The organism is Paucibacter aquatile, from assembly GCF_002885975.1.
GTDB lineage: Bacteria > Pseudomonadota > Gammaproteobacteria > Burkholderiales > Burkholderiaceae_C > Paucibacter_A > Paucibacter_A aquatilis.
Genome location: NZ_POSP01000003.1, coordinates 3,564,996 through 3,588,679 on the forward strand (window position 1 = coordinate 3,564,996; position 23,684 = coordinate 3,588,679).

Annotated in this window: 23 protein-coding genes; 11 read left to right on the top strand and 12 right to left on the bottom strand. The window is 67.9% G+C overall.

The genetic code is table 11. The annotated features are described in order from the left end of the window. Positions 1-11: 11 nt before the first annotated feature. On the bottom strand, positions 12-941 hold the full coding sequence (locus C1O66_RS18490; protein ID WP_102769239.1) for a sensor domain-containing diguanylate cyclase: 930 nt from the start codon (positions 939-941) through the stop codon (positions 12-14). Positions 942-1,005: 64 nt separating this feature from the next. After that, on the bottom strand, positions 1,006-1,821 hold the full coding sequence (locus C1O66_RS18495; protein ID WP_102769240.1) for a head GIN domain-containing protein: 816 nt from the start codon (positions 1,819-1,821) through the stop codon (positions 1,006-1,008). Between the two features lie 138 nt (positions 1,822-1,959). Between C1O66_RS18495 and ypfJ the strand changes: the two genes are divergently transcribed. Next, positions 1,960-2,853, top strand: a complete 894-nt coding sequence (ypfJ, locus tag C1O66_RS18500; protein ID WP_102769241.1) for a KPN_02809 family neutral zinc metallopeptidase — start codon at positions 1,960-1,962, stop codon at positions 2,851-2,853. A gap of 12 nt (positions 2,854-2,865) precedes the next feature. Here the strand turns inward: ypfJ and C1O66_RS18505 are convergent, their stop codons facing one another. After that, positions 2,866-3,633: a substrate-binding periplasmic protein gene (locus C1O66_RS18505; protein ID WP_165794684.1), complete on the bottom strand. Its 768-nt coding sequence runs from the start codon at positions 3,631-3,633 to the stop codon at positions 2,866-2,868. Positions 3,634-4,006: 373 nt separating this feature from the next. Between C1O66_RS18505 and C1O66_RS18510 the strand changes: the two genes are divergently transcribed. From C1O66_RS18510 to pssA, 5 genes are all read left to right on the top strand, one after another. Then, entirely contained in the window at positions 4,007-4,600 is a 594-nt protein-coding gene (locus C1O66_RS18510; protein WP_102769243.1) for a hypothetical protein, read from the top strand. A 21-nt stretch (positions 4,601-4,621) separates the two neighbouring features. Beyond that, the gene (locus C1O66_RS18515) at positions 4,622-4,945 is read left to right on the top strand and encodes a hypothetical protein (protein ID WP_102769244.1); all 324 of its coding nucleotides are present in this window, start codon (positions 4,622-4,624) and stop codon (positions 4,943-4,945) included. Then, positions 4,935-5,864, top strand: coding sequence for an HprK-related kinase A (locus C1O66_RS18520; protein WP_102769245.1), 930 nt, complete (start codon positions 4,935-4,937; stop codon positions 5,862-5,864). Before C1O66_RS18515 ends, C1O66_RS18520 begins: the two co-directional genes overlap by 11 nt. Positions 5,865-5,871: 7 nt before the next feature. Continuing rightward, entirely contained in the window at positions 5,872-6,969 is a 1,098-nt protein-coding gene (locus C1O66_RS18525) for a nucleotidyltransferase domain-containing protein (RefSeq protein WP_102769246.1), read from the top strand. 87 nt (positions 6,970-7,056) lie between these two features. After that, positions 7,057-7,674: a CDP-diacylglycerol--serine O-phosphatidyltransferase gene (gene pssA, locus C1O66_RS18530; protein WP_102769247.1), complete on the top strand. Its 618-nt coding sequence runs from the start codon at positions 7,057-7,059 to the stop codon at positions 7,672-7,674. An 8-nt stretch (positions 7,675-7,682) separates the two neighbouring features. Here pssA and C1O66_RS18535 read toward each other — a convergent pair whose 3' ends face one another. The 9 genes from C1O66_RS18535 to C1O66_RS18575 all read right to left on the bottom strand — a co-directional run bounded on the left by C1O66_RS18535 (position 7,683) and on the right by C1O66_RS18575 (position 18,696). Next, the gene (locus tag C1O66_RS18535; RefSeq protein ID WP_102769248.1) at positions 7,683-8,657 is read right to left on the bottom strand and encodes a DMT family transporter; all 975 of its coding nucleotides are present in this window, start codon (positions 8,655-8,657) and stop codon (positions 7,683-7,685) included. A 297-nt stretch (positions 8,658-8,954) separates the two neighbouring features. After that, the gene (gene glcF, locus C1O66_RS18540) at positions 8,955-10,211 is read right to left on the bottom strand and encodes a glycolate oxidase subunit GlcF (RefSeq protein ID WP_102769249.1); all 1,257 of its coding nucleotides are present in this window, start codon (positions 10,209-10,211) and stop codon (positions 8,955-8,957) included. Between the two features lie 16 nt (positions 10,212-10,227). Continuing rightward, a complete protein-coding gene (gene glcE / locus C1O66_RS18545; RefSeq protein ID WP_102769250.1) occupies positions 10,228-11,313 on the bottom strand; it encodes a glycolate oxidase subunit GlcE in 1,086 nt (361 codons plus the stop codon). A 3-nt stretch (positions 11,314-11,316) separates the two neighbouring features. Further along, on the bottom strand, positions 11,317-12,807 hold the full coding sequence (locus C1O66_RS18550; RefSeq protein WP_102769251.1) for an FAD-linked oxidase C-terminal domain-containing protein: 1,491 nt from the start codon (positions 12,805-12,807) through the stop codon (positions 11,317-11,319). A 9-nt stretch (positions 12,808-12,816) separates the two neighbouring features. Next, positions 12,817-13,593: a PhaM family polyhydroxyalkanoate granule multifunctional regulatory protein gene (locus C1O66_RS18555; protein ID WP_102769252.1), complete on the bottom strand. Its 777-nt coding sequence runs from the start codon at positions 13,591-13,593 to the stop codon at positions 12,817-12,819. 47 nt (positions 13,594-13,640) lie between these two features. After that, positions 13,641-14,651: a TraB/GumN family protein gene (locus C1O66_RS18560; RefSeq protein ID WP_133155294.1), complete on the bottom strand. Its 1,011-nt coding sequence runs from the start codon at positions 14,649-14,651 to the stop codon at positions 13,641-13,643. Between the two features lie 43 nt (positions 14,652-14,694). Then, positions 14,695-17,091 carry an ATP-binding protein gene (locus C1O66_RS18565; protein WP_102769254.1) on the bottom strand — a complete coding sequence of 799 codons (2,397 nt, stop codon included), beginning with the start codon at positions 17,089-17,091 and terminating at the stop codon, positions 14,695-14,697. A 115-nt stretch (positions 17,092-17,206) separates the two neighbouring features. After that, a complete protein-coding gene (locus C1O66_RS18570) occupies positions 17,207-17,500 on the bottom strand; it encodes a BTH_I0359 family protein (protein WP_102769255.1) in 294 nt (97 codons plus the stop codon). Positions 17,501-17,673: 173 nt separating this feature from the next. After that, positions 17,674-18,696 (bottom strand): DUF3108 domain-containing protein, encoded by a 1,023-nt coding sequence (locus C1O66_RS18575; RefSeq protein ID WP_102769256.1) that lies wholly within the window; start codon positions 18,694-18,696, stop codon positions 17,674-17,676. Between the two features lie 72 nt (positions 18,697-18,768). Between C1O66_RS18575 and C1O66_RS18580 the strand changes: the two genes are divergently transcribed. From C1O66_RS18580 to C1O66_RS18600, 5 genes are all read left to right on the top strand, one after another. Then, positions 18,769-19,809 carry a fumarylacetoacetate hydrolase family protein gene (locus C1O66_RS18580; protein ID WP_102769257.1) on the top strand — a complete coding sequence of 347 codons (1,041 nt, stop codon included), beginning with the start codon at positions 18,769-18,771 and terminating at the stop codon, positions 19,807-19,809. 49 nt (positions 19,810-19,858) lie between these two features. Then, positions 19,859-20,536 carry a DUF4197 domain-containing protein gene (locus C1O66_RS18585; RefSeq protein ID WP_102769735.1) on the top strand — a complete coding sequence of 226 codons (678 nt, stop codon included), beginning with the start codon at positions 19,859-19,861 and terminating at the stop codon, positions 20,534-20,536. Between the two features lie 145 nt (positions 20,537-20,681). After that, positions 20,682-21,521, top strand: a complete 840-nt coding sequence (locus C1O66_RS18590; RefSeq protein ID WP_102769258.1) for a ProQ/FINO family protein — start codon at positions 20,682-20,684, stop codon at positions 21,519-21,521. A gap of 237 nt (positions 21,522-21,758) precedes the next feature. After that, positions 21,759-22,478 carry a PEP-CTERM sorting domain-containing protein gene (locus C1O66_RS18595; protein ID WP_102769259.1) on the top strand — a complete coding sequence of 240 codons (720 nt, stop codon included), beginning with the start codon at positions 21,759-21,761 and terminating at the stop codon, positions 22,476-22,478. Between the two features lie 127 nt (positions 22,479-22,605). Then, positions 22,606-23,676: a homocysteine S-methyltransferase family protein gene (locus C1O66_RS18600; RefSeq protein WP_102769260.1), complete on the top strand. Its 1,071-nt coding sequence runs from the start codon at positions 22,606-22,608 to the stop codon at positions 23,674-23,676. The last annotated feature ends 8 nt before the right edge of the window (positions 23,677-23,684 follow it).

Genomic DNA, 23,684 nt, shown 5'->3' on the forward strand with positions numbered 1-23,684 from the left:
TCGGCGGCGGTTCAGTCCGCCAGGAAGATCCGGTCGCGCCCCTCGGCCTTGGCCTGGTAGAGCGCCGTGTCGGCCCGTGCCAGCAAGGTGTTGGCGCTTTCGCCCCAGATGGCCTGGGTCAGGCCAATCGAACAGGTGTAGCCGCGTGACGCTGGGTCGGCGGGCCCCTCCAGCGGCCGGGCCTTGCGCACCCGATCCTGCAAGCGCTCCATGATGGCCTGGGCCTGGGGCGCCCCGGTGGCGGGCAGGATCAAGAGGAACTCTTCACCGCCGATGCGGGCGCAGCCGTCCTCACGGCGGATGCTGGCCTGCAGCTGGCGGGCGAAATCGCAGAGCACACGGTCGCCGGCCGCGTGGCCGAGGCCGTCGTTGATGGCTTTGAAATGGTCCAGGTCCAGCACGGCAATGCACAGCGGCCAGGGCTCGCTGCGCGAGAGCACATCCTGCAGCATCTGCATGCCGTGGCGGCGGTTGCTCAGGCCGGTCAGCGGGTCGGTCTGGGCCGCGGCCAGGGCGCGCACATGGGCCAGGCGCAAGGAGCGGTTGTCCTGGCGCAGGTTGGTGATGTCGCTGGCCACCAGCAGCATCCAGCCCTGGGCCTGCACGGTTTCGGTGACCCAGAGCCAGCGGCCGTCGCACAGGTCCACCTCGAAGGCGCGGTAGGGCAGCTTGCCGCGGCGGTTGCTGACGGCGCTGATCCAGGCCTCGATGTCCTCGGTTTCGATCAGCGCGCCACGGCCGTGGGCATGGTTGTCGCGCATCATGTCGGCCCAGGTCAGCAAACCATCAGGTTCGACGCAATAGGCCTCCCGGAAGGCCGGGTTGGCATGGCAGAGCACATCGCGTGCATCAAACAGCGCCACCAGCAGCGGGCTCTGCTCTTGCAGTTCCAGCAGGGTCTCGGCCAATCCCGAGGGCAAGCGCGCGGGGGCAGTGGTCATCAGGGGGCAACTCCGGCGAATGCCTGCATTCTGCGGCATCCGCGCCCCCACGGAGCGCAGTGGTTCAGCGGCGGCTGATTTCGCCCGAGCCGCTGATGGATTGGCGCAACTGTGGCCGGCCGGCATAGCTGAGGTCGCCGGAGCCGCGCAGATTGGCGTCCAGGCTTTCAGACACGCCCAGGGCCAGGTCGCCCGAGCCGCTCAGTTCGGCCTTGATGCTGCGTCCGCTGAGCGCACGGGCGTCGACATCGCCGGAGCCGTTCAAGCTCCAGACCTGGTTCTCAGCGCGGCCGGCCACCTGCACATCGCCCGAGCCGTTGAGGCTGGCGTTGAGCTCCTTGACCTCCAGCAGACCGACCCGTACATCGCCCGAGCCTTGCAGACTCAGGCTGAGACGTTCACCCTTGAATCGGTCCAGATGCAGATCGCCCGAGCCATCGACCGTGATCTGCTGCAAGGCCTTGCTCTCGACCAGCACCGTGGGCGCCAGCCGGGTGCGGAACCCAGCATCCTTTTGCAGGCGGATGACCAGGGTGTCGCCCTCGACCTTGGTTTCGATCAGGGGCTCGATATTGTCATCGGCCGAAACCTTGACGTTGTCGTTGTTGCCCTGGCTGAGGCGCACGTCCAGCGAGCCCTCCAGGCGCAGCTTGCTGAAGGCCGCCACGCTGCGCGCTTTCTCGACCCGCTGGCCCGATCCCTTGATGCGCGGGCTGCCGCTGCCGTAGTCCTGGCTGCTGGTGAAGCTGGCGCTCCAGCCATTCTGTTCCTTCTTGATGCGCAGATTCCAGTCCACTTCCTCGGCCTGGGCGGCGCCGGCCAGCAGGCCCAGCCCCAGCAAGATGGAGGTCAGGAAACGGGTGGGTGAGGGCAGCAGCATGAGGCACTCCTGAAGCGCAGATGTAGGGATGGGCGCAGTGTCGACAGGCCTGTCGCAGCCGCCAAGCCGGCTGCGACGGTCTGCAAGATCGGCAGGCTAGGATGCAACAGCGGCGCAGAAAGCCGTAGGAGGCATCGCATGAAGTGGGAAGGTCAGCGCGAGAGCGACAACGTCGAGGACCGGCGCGGAGAGGGCCTGTCCGCCCGAGGTGGCTCGGGTCTGGGCGGCCTGGCCGGCGGCAGGGGGCTGAGTCTCGGCGGCGTGGTGCTGGCCTTGTTGCTGTCCTGGGCCCTGGGCATCAATCCCATGACCTTGCTGGGCCTGGCGCAGACCGGCGGCTCGGAACCAGCTCCGGCCGCCCGCCACGCACCTGCCGGGCCACCGGCCCAGGACGCCGGCGCGCGCTTTGTGCGCACCGTGCTGGCCGATACCGAGGATGTCTGGGACGCGTATTTCGCACGCAGCCAGCAGCGCTACGAGAGGCCCAAGCTGGTGCTGTTCAGCGGGCGCTCCGAGACGGGCTGCGGCACGGGCGAGGCGGCCATGGGGCCGTTTTACTGCCCGGCCGACCGCAAGGTCTACATCGATCTGAGCTTTTACGACACCTTGCGAGACCGTCTGGGCGCGCCCGGCGACTTTGCGCAGGCCTATGTCATCGCCCATGAGGTCGGCCACCATCTGCAGAAGCTGCTGGGCACCAGCGACAAGATGGACCAGGCGCGCCGGCGCGTCAGCGAGCGCGACTACCGCGCCCTGAGCGTGCGCCTGGAACTGCAGGCCGACTGCTATGCCGGGGTTTGGGCCCACCATTCCCAGCGCAGCAAGGCCTGGCTGGAGCAGGGCGACATCGAGGAGGCCCTGAACGCCGCCGCACAGATCGGTGACGACACCCTGCAGCGGCGCTCACAGGGCACGGTGGTGCCGGAGAGCTTCACCCACGGCAGCAGCGAGCAGCGCGTGCGCTGGTTCAAGCGCGGCCTCGAAGCGGGCGAGCTGCGCGCCTGCGACACCTTCAAGGCCGGCGCACTCTGAGCCGGGCCGGGCTCAGTCCAGGGCCACAAAGGGGTGGCGAGCGGCGATGGCCGCCACCGTGCCGTCACGTTTCATGCCGTCCCAGGCTTTCAGCAGCTGGTTGTGCAAAGCCTCGCCGCTGCTTCGGCTCAGGGCCATGAAGAGCGGGGTCTCGGACAGCTTCACCAGGGGCTCGATCTGCTTGTAGTCGTAGCCAAACTGCCCGGTCACTGTGGCCGCCACCGTGCTGTTCAAGGCGACCAGGTCATCGCGCTGGATGAAGAGCTTGCGCAGCATGGCGGCGTGGTCGGGGCTTCGGTCCAGCTGCTTGCCCAGCTCGAAGCCATGGGCCAGCAGGTCGCGCTCGGCCGCATCTTCACGCACCACGGCGATGCGGTAGGCCTTGGCCGCCTCCAGCGTGGGCACTTGCACATCGGTGCGACTGCGCAGGCGGTAGAGGTAGACCCGGCGCGCGGCGGTGGGCCCCAACCACAAAAAGCTGGTCTCGCGCTCCGCCAAGCGGGCCATGCTGACCACCAGCACCCGCGGTTGTGACTGCGCGCGTTGGTAGATCCGTGTCCAGGAGTTGAACTCGGCCCGGTAGCCGAGGCCTGCCCGCTTGAGCAACTCCTGCATCAGCTCCACCGCATAGCCCGCCGGCTGCCCGCTCGGGTCTTCGTAGGAGAAGGGCGGGACGGGTTCAAGCAGGACGGTCAGGGGCTCGGCATTGAGGGGGTTCGGCGTCTGTGCCGGCGCCGTGCCAGCCATGATCAAGCCGAGGCCCAGGAGCAGAGTTTTCAACAACACAAGACGGGAACTTCTCATCGATCGGAGCCTCTCCAGCGATGGGACCGGCTGGGCGGCCTCGACGCTCGTTCGGGGGGGCGAATAGTCCTATTGGGCCAGAAAGCCGTCCGGTGAAGCGGTCACGCGGCACATCAAGCCTTGATTTTGTGAGTAAAACCCCCGCCGACCCCCCGAATTGAGGGCTCGGCCGACATCCATCCTCGGGCCTGCTTCCTCTACGATAGCGCCAGAGAAGGCTGGACAGTCCAGAGTCCGGCCGATCATGCCGTCTGCGACACTTCAGTTCTCGCACGACGGACAGGGTGAGCAGCCCAACTGTCGGCCCGCGAGCATTCCGCAAGCGCCGCACTGAAACAGAGGCAAGAACGTGAACAAGATCGAAAACCAGCAGCCATCGAGCTCCGCCCCCCAAGAGACCAGCGCCGTCGCGGCCCCGGTGGCCTCGGGCAGCCGCCGTCGTCTGCTGCGCGGTGGCCTGGTGGCTGCCCCGACCTTGTTGGCGCTGACCACGACTCCCGTGCTGGCCTGCAATTGCAAGCTGCCCTCGGGCTTCACCGCATCGGGCAATTTCAGCCAGACCGGCAGCTACAACTGTGCGGCCCCGGGCACCAAGCCGACGAGCTGGAAGACCATGGTGGACGCGCAGGGCAAGTTCAACAACACCGGTGTCTCCAAGACGACCACCTTCGCCAGCGTGTTCGGTGGCACCGACACCACCACGTTCTATGCCCTGTTCTGCTTGACGAGCGCCAATAACGACGCCCGCGCTCTGGCTGCTGCGGTCTACCTGCAATCCATCGTCAACGGCGGCTACCAGTTCCCCTATATGAGCCTGGTGCAGAAGATGTGGAAAGACACCGAAGGCTCGGGTCGTTTCACTGCCGTGACCGCCCCGGTCGTGACCTGGACCCGTGCCGACGTGGTGGTCTACTTCAAGTACCTCACCGGCCTGTCGATCTGACCGGTTGTCAGCCGCTGATCCTTGGTACCTCTCGATGACGGCAGCGGCGGCCTGAGCCGCTGGTTTTCGCTTCGACCCAAGCGGCTGATCTGGAAGTCTTACGACGACGGCTGCGTTTTCTTTGACCTGGACAGCGCCGAGACCCGGCTGGTATCACCCCTGGGTCACTTTCTGCTTGAGCATCTGTCGCGTCACCTCGGGGGCTTGCTGGGCGCAGACTTGGTGCTGCGCGTCCACGAGGAAGAGCCTGAGGTCCCGATGCCTGAATGCCAGGCCGAGGTGCGCGAAGCCTTGGAGGCCTTGCTGGCGGCCGGTTTGCTGACGAGTGAGCCCTGTGCAAGTTGATCAGCTGAGCTTGGCCGAGCTGCGCGCCGCGTTGGCGGGTGATGGCCTGCGCATCGCCACCGGCCCATTCCATTGCCGCCTGCAGTCCAACCTGCCTGAGATTGCATCCGAGCTGGCGCAAAGCTATGCCCACCACCGCGTGTTGGGGGCGGATGACTTCATCGACTTTCATGTCGCCGTGAAGTCCAGCCGCGGCTTGCGTCGCTGGATCCGGCCGCAGGCCTTGTTCACCGTCGACGGGGTCGAGCCCTTCACCCCACTGCCGCGCGAGCAGGCGGTGGCCATGGTCGAGTGGGGCTTGAACTGGTGCATCACGGCCTACAGCAACCATGTGCTGATCCTGCATGCGGCGGCCGTGGCGCGCAACGGCCGCACCGTCATCCTGCCGGCACCGCCGGGTTCGGGCAAAAGCACCTTGTGCGCGGCCCTGGTGCAGCGTGGCTGGCGATTGCTGTCCGATGAGCTGGCCATCATCCGCCTTGACACGGGGGCCATGCTGGGCATGGCGCGACCGGTGAATCTGAAGAATGCCTCGATCGGCGTGATCCAGCGCTTTGCGCCCCAGGCCCTCTTCACCGCGCCGGTCCATGACACGACCAAGGGCACGGTCGCTTTGATGGCGGCACCGCAGGCCAGCGTCGAGGCGGTGGACGAACCCGCCTGGCCGGCCTGGATGGTGCTGCCGCGCTACCGCGCTGGGGCGGCCACCCGGCTCACCCCCATGCCCCGCGGTGAGGCTTTCATAAAGATCGCCGACAACGCGATGAACTATCACATCCTCGCCGCCGAAGGCTTCCGTGCCGTGGGCGATCTGGTGGACCGTTGCCAGCATTTCAGCTTCGAGTACAGCGATCTGGAAGAGGCCATGCAGGTGTTCGATCAACTGGCTGCATCTCCGGTGGCAGCCCCCGGTGTCTGAGCCCGCCATGAGCCTCTTGCAAGACATCCTGCGGGAGCCGCGTCGCATCGCCGGCCTGTCCTTGCAGGACTGGGATGTGCTGGTGCGTCAGGCCCGCCATGCCAATCTGCTGGGCCGCTTGTACCGGCGTCTGGAGGCGGCTGAATTGCTGCCTCAGGTGCCCGAACAGCCGTGCAATCACATGCGCTCTGCGGCGGTCATGGCCGAGCGTCAGCACATGCTGGTTCGCCACGAAACCCGTTTCCTGCGCGACACCCTGGCCGGCCTCGGCCTGCCGCTGATCCTGCTCAAAGGCGCCGCCTATGTCGTGGGCGAGCTGCCAGCGGTTCAGGGCCGTGTCTTCGCCGACATGGACATCCTGGTTCCTCGCGAGCGCATCGGCGAGGTCGAGTCGGCGCTGATCCTGACCGGCTGGATCGGCGAGAAGCTGGATGCCTACGATCAGCGCTACTACCGCGAATGGATGCACGAGCTGCCGGCCATGCAGCAAATGCACCGCGGCACGGCGCTCGATGTGCACCACACCATCCTGCCACCCACCGCCCGGCTCAAGCCCGATGCCCAGGCCCTGATCCGCGACAGCGTGGAGCTGGCGGGCTGGCCCGGCGTGCGCACGCTGCAGCCCACCGACATGGTGCTGCACAGTGCCTGCCACCTCTTCCACGAGGGCGAGTCCGACAACCTGCTGCGCGATCTCAGCGACCTGGATCTGCTGCTGCGCCATTTCTCGGCCGATCCGCAGTTCTGGGAGGCTTTGGCGGCCCGTGCTGCTGCCATGGACTTGCAAGGGCCGCTGCGCCTGGCCCTGCGCTACCTCGTGCAGGTGCTGGCCTGTCCGGTGCCTGAAGCGGCGCTGCGTGCCCTGCGGGCCGATCGCAGCCAGGGCCTGGCCGAGCATGCGCTGGATTTCATCTACCGCCGCACCCTGCGCCCTCAGCACGCCAGCACCCGCGATTGGGCCACGCCGCTGTGCCGCAAGGCGCTCTACATCCGTGGCCACTGGCTGCGCATGCCGCCGCACCTGCTCTTCGTCCACCTGGCGCGCAAGGCCTGGAAGGGGCCGACCACGGTGTCGGCCTCGGTGCTGCAGAAAGAACCGCGCTGAGTGGTCCTCGCGCCCGGCGTCCGCGCATGCGGCCGCGCCCGGGGCTGTCAGCGCCCGTGCGGCGCCATCCTTTATGCTTCCCAGCCTATGACTCGACCCAAACCTTTCGCCATGATCCGCGAGTTCCATCTCGCCGACTGGTTCACCCTGGCCAATGCCTTCGCCGGCATGGGCGCGCTGTTCGCGGTGATGAGCTATTTGCAGACCGGCGCGGTCGTGCACATCTTCTATGCCTGCGCCCTGATCCCGGTCGCCCTGGTGTTTGATGTGCTGGACGGCCGCGTGGCGCGCTGGCGCCAGCAGACCTCGGCCATGGGCCGCGAGCTGGATTCGCTGGCCGACATCATCTCTTTCGGCGTGGCTCCCGCCGCCATCGCCTATGGCTGCGGCATGCAAGGCCTGTACGACCGCATCGTGCTGGTGTTTTTCGTCGCCTGCGGCGTCTCGCGCCTGGCGCGCTTCAACATCACGGCCGAGGCGCTCAGCGAAGGCGGCGACAAGGTCAAGTACTTTGAAGGCACGCCCATCCCGACTTCGCTGGTGCTGGTGATGGTGCTGGCCGCCGCCGCTGCGCAAGGCGCCATCGGTGAGCAGCTCTGGCTGGGTCGCCTGGAGTTGGGCGGCTTCTACCTGCACCCGCTGGTGTTGATCTATGCCGTGTCGGGCTCGCTGATGGTGAGCCGCATCCGCATTCCCAAGCTCTGAGCCGGCGCTCAGGCCGTGCTGGCTTGGGGTTTGATACGCAGCGCGAGGATCACGCCGGCGATCAGCAAGGCGATGCCGCCCGCCGTCCAGCCCGAGGGCCAGCGCCCGGCCAGGGCAAAGGCGTAAGCCAGGGCGGCCAGGGTTTCAAAAACGATCAGCTGCCCGACCAGGCTGGTCGGCAGGCGTTGGCTGGCCTCGTTCCAGCACAGGGTGCCGATCCACGATGAGAACAGGCCGATGGCCGCCATCAATGCCAGGTAGGCTGCGGGGCGGGGGCCCAGGGGGAGTTCGAATCCTGCTGGCAGCAGGCCCCAGTCCGTGGCTGGCAGGCCCATCAGCAGGGCGAAACACAGCAAAGCCATGGGCAGGGTGACCAAGCCCTGGGCCGTGGCCCAGACCCGCGGGCTGCGTTCCTGATGGGCGCGCAGCCAATCGGCATTGCGGATCGGGTACCAGGTCCAGCAGGCCACGGCCAGCACCGCCAGGACAGCACCCTCGCCATAAGCGCGCAAAGCCTCCGTGCCGGCATCCAGTTGCGCAGTCAAGCGCTGCAGCTCGGCGTGGTTGACGCAGGCAATGCCGGCGGCGATCAGGGCCAGGGCCGGGCTCAGTTGCAGCCAGGGCAGGCGACCATCGCGCCGGTGGTCGCGCAGATTGGAGCTGATGGCAATCACCACCGGCAGCGTGCCGATGATGACCGTGGGCAGGGCCGCACCCGCGCGTTGGATGGCGCCGGCCAGGCAGAGGTAGTAGAGAAAATTGCCAATGGCGCTGAGCTTGCAGGCTTCCAGCCAGTCGCTGCCAGCCAAGCCCTTCAGGCTGCGCCGGTCGGCCAGGGCCAGCGGCAAGGCGATCAGCCCGAAGGCCAGATAGCGGCCCGCCACCAGAAGGGCGGGCGGGTAGTCCGCCATCAGCAGCGGCGCCACAAAGACCAGGCCCCACATCAGGCCGGCGCCCAGGGCAAACATCAATCCTGTCCACATATCAGCTGGGGGTTGGATTCGCGCGCAGGCGCGTGGAAAAAAGAAAAGACCGGGGTCCCCGTGGGACACCCGGTCTGTTCGGTGTGTGCTGGCTGGCTCGGCAGAAATTCTTGGAGCGCTCTGTCAAGGTGCTTGGCTGCACTCGCTTGTGGCCGGGCTGGCTGGCTGGGAGCTCGGTTCGACCAGTGGCTCCACCCTCCTGTATTGAGCGGCCCATTGTGGGAAAACCGGTTTGAAACTGGTCTCGGTGTTTGCCCGTGTTTGCGCGCTATGCGCACGAATAGCATTTGTCGATGTTCAGGCCAAGGCGAGGTCGAGGACTTCGACCCAATGCCGCACCGGCATGGCGGTGCCGCTTTGCAGATGCTGGATGCAGCCGATATTTGCCGAGACGATGGTGTCGGCGTGCAGGGGCGCAAGGGCCTGCAGCTTCTGGTCGCGCAGCTGTTTGGACAGCGCGGGCTGCAGCACCGAATAGGTGCCGGCGGACCCGCAGCAGAGGTGGCTGTCGCAGGGCGCCAGCTGCAGATCAAAACCCAGCTCGCGCAGGCCGGCCTCGACCCCGCCGCGCAGCTGCTGGCCGTGTTGCAGGGTGCAGGGCGGGTGGTAGGCCAGCTTGGCGCGCGGGGCGCCGCCGCTGGCCTTCTTGAGCCGTGGCTTGAGCAGGGGCAGCAGCTCGGGCAGCAGCTCGCTCAGATCGCGGCACAGGGCGCTGACGCGGGCCGCCTTGTCGGTATAGGCTGGGTCATGCGCCAGGGCGCGGCCGTAGTCCTTGACCGTCACGCCGCAGCCGGAGGCATTCATCACCAAGGCCTCGATGCGGCCGGCTTCGGTCAGGCCGTCGACCAGGGGCCACCAGGCGTCGATATTGCGGCGCATATCGTCCAGGCCGCCGGCATGGTCACCGAGATGGCTGCGGATGGCGCCGCAACAGCCGGCGCTGTCGGCCACCAGGGTCTGGATGCCGGCGGCGTCCAGCACCCGCGCGGTCGCGCTGTTGATATTCGGCGCCATGGCCGGCTGCACGCAGCCCAGCAGCAGGGCCATCTTGCGTGGGTGGCTGCGGGTCGGCCAGTCGTGGGCGCCCGCTGGGGCCGGGGCCGGCACCTTGTCCTTGAGCACGGCCGGCAGCAGGGGCCGTAGGGCTTGGCCCAGCTTCATGGCCGGGCCGAAGGCGGGCGAGGTCAGGCCTTCCTTGAGCAGCCAGCGCACGGCCTGCTCGCCGCGGGGGCGCGGCACCTTGGCCTCGACGATGCCGCGGCCGATCTCCAGCAACTGGCCGTAGGGCACGCCCGAGGGGCAGGTGCTCTCGCAGTTGCGGCAGGTCAGGCAGCGGTCCAGGTGCAACTGGGTCGAGGCGGTGGCCGGGCTGCCTTCCAGCACCTGCTTGATCAGGTAGATGCGGCCTCGCGGGCCGTCGAGTTCGTCGCCGAGCAGCTGGTAGGTCGGGCAGGTGGAGGTGCAGAAGCCGCAGTGCACGCAGCGGCTCAGGATGTCGACGGCGGCCTGGCCTTCAGGCGTGCCTTGGAACTCGGCGGCAAGTTGGGTTTGCATGCGGGCTGCGCTTCGCTCAAAGCTCGGGGTAGAGGCGGCCGGGGTTGAACACGCCGGCCGGATCGAAAGAGGTCTTGAGTTCGCGGTGGATGCGCATCAAGGCCGGTGCTGCGGGTGCAAACACCTGCTGGCGCTGTTCGTCACGGCACAGGAACAAGGTGGCATGGCCGCCCAGCGAGGCCGCGGCTTCGCGCATTTGTGCCGCCGGCAAGGGCGTGGTCACCCAGCGCTGGCCGCCACCCCATTCGATCAGCTGTTCGCCGGGCAGCTGCAGCGCTGGCGCCGTCTGCGGCAGGCTCAGGCGCCAGAGCGCGGCACCGCCGGCCACGGCGCGCGCTGCACCGGTGAAGAACTCGTCGCTGTGATCACGCAGGCCGTCCCAGAAGGGCTGGGCCAGGGCCTCTGGGATCTCGTCGCCGCCCAGACTCTGCTGCGCCGCGCGCACGGCGGCTTCGGCGCCGGCCAGGCGCAGCAGCAGGGCGCCATCCCACCAGGCGCTGGCCTGGATGGGCAGGGGCTTGCCGCCCCAGCGGTTGAGCTGGTTGAGCGCCTGAGCCTGTCCCAGTTCGAAACGCAGGGTGGCGCGCGCCATCGGCTGGGGCATGACCTTGAGCGAGACTTCGAGGATCAGGCCCAGCACGCCCAGCGAACCGGCGATCAGGCGCGACACGTCGTAGCCGGCCACGTTCTTCATCACCGTGCCGCCGAAGTTCAGCAGCTCGGCCCGCCCGTTGAGCAGGCTCAGGCCCAGCACATGCTCGCGCAGCGCGCCCTGGCTGGCCCGTGATGGGCCACTCAAGCCGGCCGCCACCATGCCGCCCACGGTGCCGCGGCCTTGAAAGCGCGGCGGCTCGAAGGCGAGATGCTGGCCCTGGCTGGTCAACGCGGTCTCCAACTCGGTGATGGGCGTGCCGGCCTTGGCCGTGATGACCAGCTCGCTGGGCTCATAGCTGCTGATGCCGGCAAAGCCGCTGACATCGAGCTGCGCGTCGCCGCGCGGGCGTTCACCGTAAAAATCCTTGCTGCCCTGGCCGCGGATCTGCAGGCTGCGGCCCTGCGCGGCGGCTTCACGAATCTGGTCTTGAAACAAGGCCACGCTCATCGCTCAGAACCTCTCCAGCTCGGGGTGGGCCAGCAGGCCGCGGTGCACATGCATGCGGCCGTACTCGGCGCAGCGTTGCAGGGTGGGGATGACCTTGCCCGGGTTGAGCAGGCTGTGGGGGTCGAAGGCGCGCTTGAGCGCGAACATCTGCTCGCGCTCCTCGGGCGAAAACTGCACGCACATGGAGTTGAGCTTTTCCACGCCCACGCCGTGCTCGCCAGTGACGGTGCCGCCCAGGGCCACGCTGGTCTCCAGGATCTCGGCGCCAAATTCCTCGCAGCGTCGCAGCTGATCGGGGTCGCGCGCGTCGAACAGGATCAGCGGATGGAGGTTGCCGTCGCCGGCATGGAAAACATTGGCGCAGCGCAGCTGGTACTTCTTCTCCATCTCGGCAATCGCCAGCAGGATGGCGGCCAGGTTTTTGCGCGGGATGGTGGAGTCCATGCACATGTAATCGGGGCTGATGCGGCCCGAGGCCGGGAAGGCGTTCTTGCGCCCGCTCCAAAACCGCAAACGCTGGGCCTCATCGGCACTGACCTGGCACTGCGTCGCCCCATGGGCCAGCAGCACGGCCTGCATGCGCTCGATTTCCTCGGCCACCTCTTCGGGTGTGCCGTCGCTCTCGCACAGCAGGATGGCCTCGGCGTCGAGGTCGTAGCCGGCATGGACGAAATCCTCCACCGCCGCCGTCATGGGCTTGTCCATCATCTCCAGCCCGGCCGGGATGATGCCGGCGGCGATGATGGCCGCCACCGCCGCGCCCGCCTGGCGCACATCGGCGAAGCTGGCCATGATGCAGCGCGCCAGCTGCGGCTTGGGGATGAGCTTGACCGTCACCTCGGTGATCACGGCCAGCATGCCCTCGCTGCCCAGCACCAGGCTGAGCAGGTCCAGGCCCGGCGCGTCCAGCGCTTCGGAGCCGAACTCCACCGCCTCGCCCGCCATGGTGAAGCCCCGCACGCGCAGCACGTTATGCAGGGTCAGGCCGTATTTGAGGCAGTGCACGCCGCCGGAGTTCTCGGCCACATTGCCGCCGATGGTGCAGGCGATCTGGCTGCTCGGGTCGGGGGCGTAGTACAGGCCGTGGACCGCCGCGGCTTCCGATATGGCGAGATTGCGCACCCCGCACTGCACCCGTGCCGTGCGGGCGATCGGGTTGATCTCGAGAATCTTCTTGAATTTGGCCAGGGCCAGGGTCAGGCCTTGCGCATGAGGCATGGCGCCGCCGGACAGGCCGGTGCCGGCGCCACGCGCCACCACGGGTACTTGCAGCTGCTGGCAGATGCGCAGCACGGCGCCGACCTGCGCTTCGGTTTCCGGCAGGGCCACGGCCAGCGGGCGCTGGCGGTAGGCCGTCAGACCATCGCACTCGTAGGGTGTGGTGTCCTCGTCGGTCCAGAGCAGGGCATGGGCCGGCAGCTCGGCCGACAAAGCCTGGATCAGGCGCTGCTGTGCTTGGCTGCGTGGGCTGGTGGTGGGTGCGAGCGCGCTCATCGGCCGGGGTCAGGCCTTGCGCTTGCGGGCTGCCGGGGTCTTGGCCGTGGTTGTGGCCGCGGTTTTGCTCGGCGCGCGGCTGGCGCTGGCTTTGGGCGTCAGGCTTTTGGCCACCAGATCGACGGCGCTGCCGGCCATGGCACCGGGCACGGTGGCGGCCTTGCGCAGGGTTTCACCGGCCGCGTCGAAGGATTGCTTGACGATGCTGCCGGCCAGGTTCTTGGCCGCATCGGTGGCGCTTTCCTTCATGGCATTGGCGGCCAGCTGGGTGAACTGCTGACTGAGGGCGCCCCACCACTGCATGGGATCGACCACGGGCATGGCGGGTGCGGCCGGAGCCGGGGGCGCCTTCTTGGCCTTGCTGGCGAGCGGGGCTGGGGCGGGGGCCGGCGCGCTGGCCTTGGGGCTGGCGGCCTGGGCGGCGGCCAGCACCTCGGGTGGCACGCCGGGCCAGCCGCCCCCGCCCAGTCCGGCGCTGGCCTCGGGCGGCGTGACCTTGAGCGCCTCGCTGAGCTGGGCCAAGGGTACGTTCATGGACTTCAGGGTGGACAGCGTCATGCGTTGCACCTCGAGCGCCTGGATGGTGGCGCCCAGCATGCGGGCGTTCTGCTCCAGCCAGAACTGCACGGTGCGCAGCTCTTCGATGCGTTTGCCCAGTTCCTCGGGGTTGAGCGTCGGTGCCACCCACTGGCCAATGCCGGGCAGGGCGGCGCCGGCGTTCTTGACCAGGCCTTGCAGGAAATCGAAACCCGGGACAAATTTGCTGAAGCTGTTGTTGTCGGCCATGAGTTCTCCTTGGGTGGGGCAGCTGGGTGGCATGGTACGACGCGGAGCTAGCGTTTGTCTGACGCGGGCACCAGGCGCTCGACCTCAAAGCCGCGCGCTGCCAGCAAACGGGGCAGCGATTGATCGCCACTGAGGTGCAAGGCGCCCACCGCGGCCAGCACCGGCTGGCCCTTGGCATGCAGGGCTTCGATGCCGTGCGCAAGCTCGGGGTTGCGTTCATCGTTGAGGCGGCGCAGCTCGATGCGGTCCTGTTCATCCTCGATGCATTCGCACCAGCGCTCGTAGTTCTGCAGCAGCTCCAGGTCGCCGTCGGCCCAGGCCTGGGCCAGGCGGCGCAGCACCGGCCGCACCTGGCCCCGCTCCAACTGATCCAGGCCTTTGAGCAAAGCCTTGCGAGCCTCGGCCGCACGGGCCGGAATCAAGGCCTGCTGCTGACGCTCGGCCGATTCCAGGGCCAGAACGGAGCGGCCCTGCTGTCGGGCCCAAGCACTCAGCATCTGCTCCTGGCCGAAGCTGGGGTCCAGCCCATCCCAGCGCGCCTGCAGCACGGTGTAGGTGCTCAGCTGCAAGATGGGGTGCAGGCTGGCCAGGGCTTGCTCGGGCAGGCAGGCGGCGCGCGCCTGGGCGCTCATGCGTTTGCGCAGGGGCTCGCTGAGTTTCAGGGCTTCGGCATGGCGTGGCGGCTGGCTCAGGATCTGCAGGGTGGCCGGATCTTGCAGGTCCAGTTCCAGGGCCAGCACGCGGCTCTGCGCCATGGCTTCGCGCAGGCGCGGGCCGGGGAACAGCCATTCCATGCGGCCGACATGCAAGGTGCCGTAGAGGTAGGAGTCCACCCCGTCGCGGCGCAGGCGGTAGAGCAGGCCCCGGTCGGGCGCCTGGGCTGCCAGGCTTTGGGCTTGCGCCTCGCTGGGCATGGCGATGGCTGGCGGGCAGGCCGGCGCGGCCGTGCTGGCCGTGGGAAGCAGCAGGGCCAGCGGTAGCAGGCAGGTCAGGAGGGCGGTGAGGCGGGCCGTCAAGCCCGGTCGGTCAGCAAGAGAAGGAAGAGGCGCAGCGTTCATGCCCGCCACCATGCCATAGCTCGGTGGCAGCGTGGGCGCAGCTTCAATGCTGGAAGCCGATCTGGCGGCGGCTGCGAACGCCGGGCTTGACCCGGTGCTCGGCCTCCAGCTGGGACAGGAACTCGTCCGGCGTCAGCGGCTCGCCGAGGATCTCGACCTGCTGGCGCACGGCCGCAAAGTCGCCAGGCGTGAGCTGGTCCAGCGCGGCCAAACGTTCGCGTTGATCGGCATCCAGCGGCGTTGCGTCGTCGCCGCAGGCTTCGCGGGCGAACATGCGCTCGCGCTGCTCCACGCGCAGCGCCTTGAAGCCGATCTTGAAGGCAAAGCGCCGCAGCGCGGCCTCGTCCAGCTCCTCGAACAGATTGGTGGTGCAGATGAAGATGCCGGGAAAGCGCTCCATGCCGGCCAGCATCTCGTTGACCTCGGAGACCTCGTAGTTGCGCTCGGCCATGCGGCGGCTGCGCAGAAAGCTGTCGGCCTCGTCCAGCAGCAGCACCGCACCCTCGGCGGCGGCGGTCTCGAACATGCGGGCCATGTTCTGCTCGGTTTCGCCGACGAACTTGCTGGCCAGATCGCTGGCCTGGCGCACCATCAGCGGCCGCTGCAGGGCTTGGGCGATGTGTTCGGCCAGGGCCGTCTTGCCGCTGCCCGGAGGGCCGTAGAAGCAGAGGTTGCCGACGCCGCGGCGCTGCAGGGCCGCGACGATGCGCGGCACCTCGAAGCGCGATTCGCAGTTCAGCAACTCAAGCGCGTACTGGGTCACCGCCGGCCGCACCGCGCGGCCATGCGCGCGGTGGCCCAGGGCTTTGTCGGCGTTCTCCAGCTGGCGCTCGATCATCTGCTCGCAGTCGGTCGCCTGGCCGGCCAGCTGGGCGAAGCGCACTGCGGTGCGGATCTGCGCCGGCGTCAGCCCGCGGCGCTCGGCCAGGCGGACGGCGAACTCGGCGCTGACCGGCACATCGGCCAGGGCCTTGCTGACCAGGCCGAGGCGGGCGCCCGGCGGCGGGGACTTGAGCTCCAGGTGGTACTGAAAGCGGCGGCGGAAGGCCGGGTCGATCTGCTCAATGCGGTTGGTGATCCAGATCACCGGCACCGGGTTGGTTTCCAGGATCTGGTTGACCCAGGCCTTGCCCGAGACCGAGCCCGAGGTCGGCGCCTCGGCGGCCGAGTCGAGGCGGGCAATCAGCTGGGCGGTGTCCGTGGACAGAGGCGGGAAGACATCTTCCACCTCGTCGAACAGCAGCGCCACATGGGCGCTGGCCTTGAGGAAGACCTGGCTGATCTGCAGCGAGCGGTAACGGTCGCGGCCCGAGAGGCTGTTGCCGTCGCGGTCGGCGTACTCCACCTCGTACAGATCCAGGCCCGCGGCATGCGCCGCCACCTTGGCCAGCTCGGTCTTGCCGGTGCCGGGCGGGCCGTAGAGCAGCACATTGACGCCGGGCTCGCGCCGCGCCACGGCTTGGCGCAGCAAGGTGTTGAGCAGGGCCAGGTCTTCGGCGACGAACTCGAAGTCCTCGGCCTTGAGCTGGCTGGGCGTGGCCGGGCGGGTGAAGACGGCCATCAGGTCGTGCGGCCCGGGGTACTCGCGCATCAGCACCGGCGGCAGCTGGTCGCTGACCTTCATCAGATCGGCCAGGTCGGTGATGTTGTGTTCGGAGATCAGGTTCTCCACCATGCCGATGCGTTCCAGGCGCGAGCCGGCGCGCAAGGCCTCGGCCACTTCCTGCTCGTTGACGCCGGCCACCGCGGCAATCGCGGCAAAGGCTTCCTGCGCGGTGTTGACCTTGAACTCGACCAGGGCGCCGCGCAGCTCGCGCTGGTAGCGCGCCAGGGTGCCGTAGAGCAGCAGGGCGCGCTCGGCCGGGTTCAGCTGCAGCAGGGTGCCGAGCGCGTCGATGTTCTTCTCCACCAGGGTGGATTCGCGCTTGAGCTGGCGGTCCAGCCATTCGCTGGTGGTGGCCAGCAGGGCCAGCATGTCCTTGGGCGCGTCCTTGACGTATTCGTCGAGGTAGAAGAACAGGGTGGCTTCCGAGAACGGCCCGCTCCAAACACCGTGGCGCTGCAAGAAGGCCTCGTCACTGAGCGCCTCGTGGCCGCGCCAGAGCTCATTGCCCTGGCAGCGCTGGTTCAGGTAGTCACGCAGGCGGCCCAGCACACGCAGGGGCCAGACCAGGTGGCGGCCGGTGAAAGACAGCAGACCGTTGAAATCGCGGCGCAGATTGAATCGGCCGGCATGTTTGACCGTCAGGGTCAGCACGAACTGCGAGCACATGCGGTCCAGCACCGGCGCGTCCTTCAGGCCCGGAGAGGGCAGAACGCGGCTGGGGCTGCGCGCTTCGCTGGCTCGGCTGCGCTCCTCGGCGCGGCCCACGGTGGACGGGCCCTCGCTGGTGAGGGCCCGGGCTTTGGCGGGCCGCGGGCTCGCTGAACGCTTGACCATGGGCAGGTTCCCTTGCTGACGACAGCGCGCCACCGAAGATGGCGTGGCGCTGCCCCATCTTGGCGCAGCGGCGCGTCAAGGACAAGGGCTTGGCGCGGTGATTTTTAGCGCCAGTTCAGTGCATCACCACCGGTTGATGGCCCATGCTGGCGTAGCTCTCGATGAAGTCATCGAGGTCTTCCTCGCTCGGGTCTTGCTCGATCAAGGCCTCGACCCCATCCTGGAACTGCTGGGCCAGGGCGCCTTCGATGAAGATCTCGCGGCGCGAAAACTTGTCGACGATTTCATAGCCACCGCGATGCAACTGCAGCTCGGGATTGGCTTGCAGGAATTCCCCAGGCACCGGTTCGGTGACCTGCACGTCGAACTTGACGACACTGAAACTGGGGGAGTTGTAAAGCATGTGCATGGTTCGGCTCCTTTCAGCTTCAACTGCGGCCAGCGTGCCGGCTTTCAAGGCTTATCGGCAGCCCCAGGCACCTGACCGTGGGTAAATAGTGTCAGATCGCAGCGCTGTTCGGCGCTTTCCTTTGCGAGATTCGTGGTGGAAGCGTCAAAAAAACACACGTGGATGCGGGGGGCTCAGGGTTTGTCAGAGGGCGTGTTGCTGAGCTGCAGCTGCCAGCCCCGGTCGTCGGGCAGGTCCATGATCAGCTGCACGGGGATGTGACCGCGCGCCGGGTCCAGCCAGACTTCAATCTCCCCGCTGTACGGCCCCAGGGCCAGGCGCCGCAGATGCAAGGCGCGGGCGACGCTGGCGCCGGGCAGCTCCAGGGTTTGCTGGTCCAGCACCTGGAACACCCACTCGCGCGCCTCACCTCGAAAGGCGGCCACCGGCAGGCGCAGCTCGCTGCCCGGCGGGTAGTGTTCGGGCCTCGCCTCGATCAGGGCTGCCAGTTGGATCCACCAGCTCAGCCGGTCTTGCACGCCGGCCGGCAGGGGCACCAAGTCGGCGCTGGTGGAATAGCTGATCAGGCCCTCGTCGCGGCGGAAATTGGTGGCCATCATGTCGCGGCCGCGGCGCTGCTGTACATAGCGCTCGGGGCTCAGGCCTTGTTCGTCGATCTGCCCCTGGCTTTTCCAGGCGGGCAGGGGCCGGCCTTCCAGTTCGCGCTCCAGCATCAGGCTGTAGTCGCGCCCCGAGGGCTGCCAGTTGAGCCGGGCGCGGCCGTAGGCGCCGTTTTGCAGCAGGATGTAATGCCACTCGCCGGCGGCTGCGAGGCGGGCGGTGTGAGGCGGGCCGGGCGCTGCCGTGGCTGGCGCGGGCTCGGGCGTTGTGGCCTCGGCTTGGGCCGTTGGGCTGGCCGCCGGTACCGGCTGCGTGTGGTTGGGTGTGACGGCGGGCGCTGCGCTGCGCGAGCGTGCGGGTGGGAGCTTTGGCGCAGGCGTGCGCGTCGCTTCAGGCGAAGCCGCGCTGACCGGCGCCGTGCTCAGCACCCGCACCGTCGCCCGCCCGGGGCTGGCCTGCGGTGCCGGCGGGCGCGGGGATTCGGCGTCGCCGCTCCGTTGCAGCAGCCAGGCATGGGCGACCGTGCTCAGGCCGAGGGCGAGCAGCCAGGGGCGGGCGCGCAGCCAATCGCGCTGCCAATCGCGCCGGGAAAACACAGGAGAAAAAATGGGTCGCATCCGTTCGCATTGGACAATGCCGTCATCGCAGCGCTGTATTGTCTCCATCCGATGAAACTTGCCACCTATAAGGACGGCTCCCGCGACGGCCAGCTCGTGGTCGTCTCGCGCGACCTGAGCCAGGCTCACTACGCCAACGGCATCGCCAGCCGCCTGCAGCAGGTGCTGGACGACTGGGGCTTTCTCTCGCCGCAGTTGGAAGAGCTGTACACCAGCCTCAACCACGGCAAGCTGCGCCATGCCTTCAATTTCGACCCCAAGCAGTGCATGGCGCCGCTGCCGCGCGCCGGCCAGTGGCTGCGCGGCTCGGCCTATCTGAGCCATCTGCAGCTGCTGCGGCAGGCGCGTGGCGAGACCGGCGATGCTGGCCTGGATCTGGACCCGCTGCTGGTGCAGGGCGCCAGCGATGACTTTCGTGGCCCCTGCGAGCCCGGGCGTTTTGCCTCCGAGGCCATGGGGATCGACTTCGAGGCGGGGCTGGCTGCAGTTACCGGCGATGTCGAGCAAGGCGTCACGCCGGCTCAGGCGCTGGAAGGCGTGCGCCTGCTGATGCTGTGCAATGACTGGAGCTTGCGCCAGCTGCAGGCCTCGGAGCAGGCCAAGGGCCAGGGCGCGCTGCAGAGCCGGCCGGCCGTGGCCTTCAGCCCGGTGGCGGTAACGCCGGATGAGCTCGGCGCGGCCTGGAGCGGCGGCCGGGTGGATTTGAGCCTGCAGACCATGTGGAACGGTCGCAAGGTCGGCCAGTGCGACGCCGGGCCGGAGATGGGGTTTCATGTCGGGCAGTTGATCGCCCATGCGGCCAAGACCCGCCGCCTGCGCGCCGGCTGCGTGATTGGCACTGGCCCGGTCAGCAACAAGGACGCCAGCCGTGGCTACAGCTGCATCGCCGAGAAGCGTGCGCTGGAAACCCTGGACGGCGGCGCGCCCAAGACCGCGTACATGAAGTTCGGTGACACCGTGCGCATCGAGACGAAGGGCCGTGACGGGCTCAGCCTCTTCGGCGCCATCGATCAGGATGTCATGTCACTGCATGACGAGGAGCCGGTGGACGCAGCCCCGGCCACGACCTTCGCAGCCGATGCCGCGGAATGATCCATCCTCTCGCCTGTTCCTCTTGAACCTCTTGAAACCGGAGCCCACCATGCTGCAACGCCGCCCCCTCTTGCTTTTGCCCTTGCTGGGCCTGGCCAGCCCCTGCGTCCGCGCCGGCCTGACGGAGGGCGATGCCGCCTCGGGCATTCGTGCCGCGCTGGAGCGCGGTGCCGCCGCCGCCGTGGCCCAGCTGGGCCGCAGCGATGGCTTTCTGGGCAATCCGGCGGTGCGCATCGAGCTGCCCGGGCATCTGAAGGACGCGGCCAAGCTGCTCAAAACCCTGGGCCAGGGCCGCAAGGTCGACGAACTGCTGACCGCCATGAACCGCGCGGCAGAGGCGGCCGTGCCGGCGGCCCAGCCCTTGCTGCTGGCCGCCGTCAAGGGCATGAGCGTGGAGGACGGTCTCAAAATCCTGCGCGGCGGTGACGATGCCGTGACGCAGTATTTCGCCGGCAAGACCCGCTCGCCGCTGATTGAGAAGTTCCTGCCCCTGGTCACCCAGGCGACCCAGAAAGTCGCCCTGGCCGACAAGTACAACGCCGTGGCCGGCAAGGCCGCGGGCCTGGGGCTGCTGCGTCAGGACGACGCCAACATTCAGCAGTACGTGACGGGCCGGACCATCGATGGCCTTTTCCTTGTGATCGGCGAGGAAGAACGCAAGATCCGCCAGGACCCGCTGGGCACTGGCAGTGCTCTGCTGAAAAAGGTCTTCGGGGGTCTGAACTGAGGCTCGTGAGCTGCGTCCGGATGGGGCGCAGGCTTGTGCTTTGGCGGCACCGCGGGGCGCGCAGCGCCCTGGCTTTCGGCCGCTTCGGCCGCAGGGTGGACAATACGGCTTGGTTTCCCTTTGCAGTTTTGCCGCACTTGCTCTCATGAACGACATTCCCGATTCGACGCAGACGCCCACCACCGACGCCGCGGAGGCGCCGCCCGTGGCGCCTGTGGCCGATGCCAGCCCGGTGAGCGAAGCCGCGCCGGCCGAGACGCCGGCTGCGGCAGCCCCTGCCTCAGAAGCGCCGGCCGCGCAGGCCGCCGAGATGAGCCCGGCGGTCTGCGCGGCTCAGCTCAAGGCCCTGTTCCCGGCCCTGTTCAGCGGCCCTTTCAAGCCGCTGAAGCTGCGCGTGCAGGCCGACATCCAGGCGCGCGCGCCGGGTCAGTTCACCAAGGCCCAACTCTCGGCATTCTTGCGCCGCTACACCGGCAACACGGGCTATCTGATTGCCCTGGGCAAGGCCACGCAACGTTTCGATCTGGATGGCCAGCCGGCCGGTGAGCTCAGCGAAGAGCACCGTGCAGCGGCTCGCGAAGAGCTGGCCCGCCGCCGTGGTTTGCAGCAGGAGCGCCTGGCTGCCGAGCAGGCCGAGCGCGATCTGGCGCAGACCCAGCGCCGCAATCGGGCGGGTTTGCTCTACGACTTCGAGCGCACCACCCTGACCTTGCCCAATTTCTGCGTGCTCAAGGGCGTGAGCCCGGAGGAGCTGCCGGCCTTGCTGGACCAGGCACGCGCCGAGCGGGCCGAAGCCCCGGTGCGCGAGCCGCGCGAAGCACCCGGCCGGCGCGATGGCCGTGAGGCACGCGATCCGCGCTCGGCGCCGCGCAGTCCCCGCGGGGATGGCCGAACAGAGGGTCGACCGGGCGCACGCCGGGATGGCCCGCGTCGCCCCGGTGGCCCAAGTGGCGCCGGGCGTGGCAAACCCAGCGGCGGGCGCTGAGCCTTGATCCCTGGTCGAGGAGTTTGAAAGCAAAGTGAAACGGCCTGCATGATGCAGGCCGTTTTTCTTGTCAAGTTGTGGTTTACCTGAGCGTACTTCCTTGGATGTGAAGTATTTCCGCGACTGTTAACTTGCAGGCTCGATGGCGTTCGGGAGTTGTGCGCCAAACGAGGGATGCAGAACCGGGGCTTGGACTCCCTGGGCTGCGGATGAATGCAATTCAATGACGGAGTGGAAATGAAAAAACTGATCCTCTTGAGCGTGCTGGCCGCTGCGGGTGCAGCCCATGCTGACGTGATTTACAGCAATGGCCCGGTGGTCGGCGGCAACGGTCTGTCCGTGCTGGCTTCGCCGGCCTCGACCTATGGCTTCGGCATGAATACCGCGGCCGGCATCTCGGTGGCTGATGACTTCACCGTGGCCGCTGGCACCGTGTGGAATGTGCAAAGCCTGGACTTTTTCGGCTACCAAACCGGTGCCAGCGGCTTCACCTTCACGGGCGCCACCTGGAGCATTGTTTCGGGTGATGTGAACAACGGCACCGTCGTCGCCTCGGGTTCGGGCGCCGTGACCAACGGTGGTCTGCAAGGCTATCGTGTCCTCGAAAGCACGCTGACCAACACCCAGCGCGGCATCTACAAGGCCAATGCCGATGTCAGCGACTTCCAGCTGGCGGCCGGTACCTACTGGCTGCGCTGGAGCCTGACCGGTTCCCTGGCTTCGGGCCCCTGGCAGCCGCCGACGTCCGACGCGCGCGAAGGCAATGCCGCACAGGCGCTGTCCGGCGCGCCCTTCGCCACCCTGACCGAAGCCGGTTCGGGCCTGACGGTGGAACTGCCCTTCGGCGTCAACGGCACCATCGCCGCCGCCGTGCCGGAACCGTCCACCTATTTGCTGATGCTGGCCGGTGGCCTGGCTGTGGCCGGTGTGGCACGTCGCCGCCGTCAAGCCCAGTGAGTTGAACCGCGCCTGGCGCGGGAATGAGATGAGAAAAGGCCTGCGCTGCAGGCCTTTTTTTCGTCCGGCTGGCGCAGGCGCTGACCGTGCTTCAGCCTGGCACAGTCGGGTTTCCTACAATGCCGCCATGAACACGCCCACCTCCACTGCCAGCACCTACACCCGCGGCGGCCGCTTGGCCGAGATCATGCAGACCCGCATCGCCATCCTCGATGGCGCCATGGGCACCATGATCCAGCGCTACAAGCTGACGGAGGCGGATTTCCGTGGCAGCCGCTTTGCCGAGCATCCGACCGATCTCAAGGGCAACAACGACCTGCTGGTGCTGACGCGCCCCGATGTCATCAGCCAGATCCACGAGCAATACCTGGCCGCCGGCTCCGACATCATTGAGACCAACACCTTCGGCACCACCACCGTGGCGCAGGAGGACTACGGCCTGCAAGCCCATGCTTACGAGATGAGTGTGGCGGCGGCGCGCCTGGCCCGCGCGGCCTGCGACAAATTCAGCTCGGCCGACAAGCCGCGTTTCGCCGCCGGCGCCCTGGGCCCGACCCCGCGCACCGCCAGCATCAGCCCCGATGTCAACGACCCCGGCGCCCGCAACATCGATTTCGACACCCTGCGCGCGGCCTATTACGAGCAGGCCAAGGGCTTGCTGGAAGGCGGGGTCGATCTCTTCCTGGTGGAAACCATCTTCGACACCCTCAATGCCAAGGCCGCCATCTTTGCCCTGGATGAGCTGATGGAAGACACGGGCGAGCGCCTGCCCATCATCATCTCGGGCACGGTGACCGACGCCTCGGGTCGCATCCTCTCGGGTCAGACTGTGACTGCCTTCTGGCATTCGGTGCGCCACGCCAAGCCCCTGGCCATCGGCCTGAACTGCGCGCTGGGCGCGACTCTGATGCGTCCCTACATCGAAGAGCTGGCCAAGGCGGCGGGCCCGGTGGCGGTCAGCTGCTACCCCAATGCCGGTCTGCCCAACCCGATGAGTGACACCGGCTTCGACGAGACGCCCGATGTCACCGGCCGCCTGATGAGCGAGTTCGCGCGCAGCGGTTTCTTGAACATCGCCGGTGGTTGCTGCGGCACCACGCCCGATCACATTGCGGCGATCGCCAAGGGTGTGTCGGCCTACCAGCCGCGGCCCTGCGGCTCCAAGTTCTTCACCGAGCTGACGGACCAGGCGGCCTGAGCCCAGGC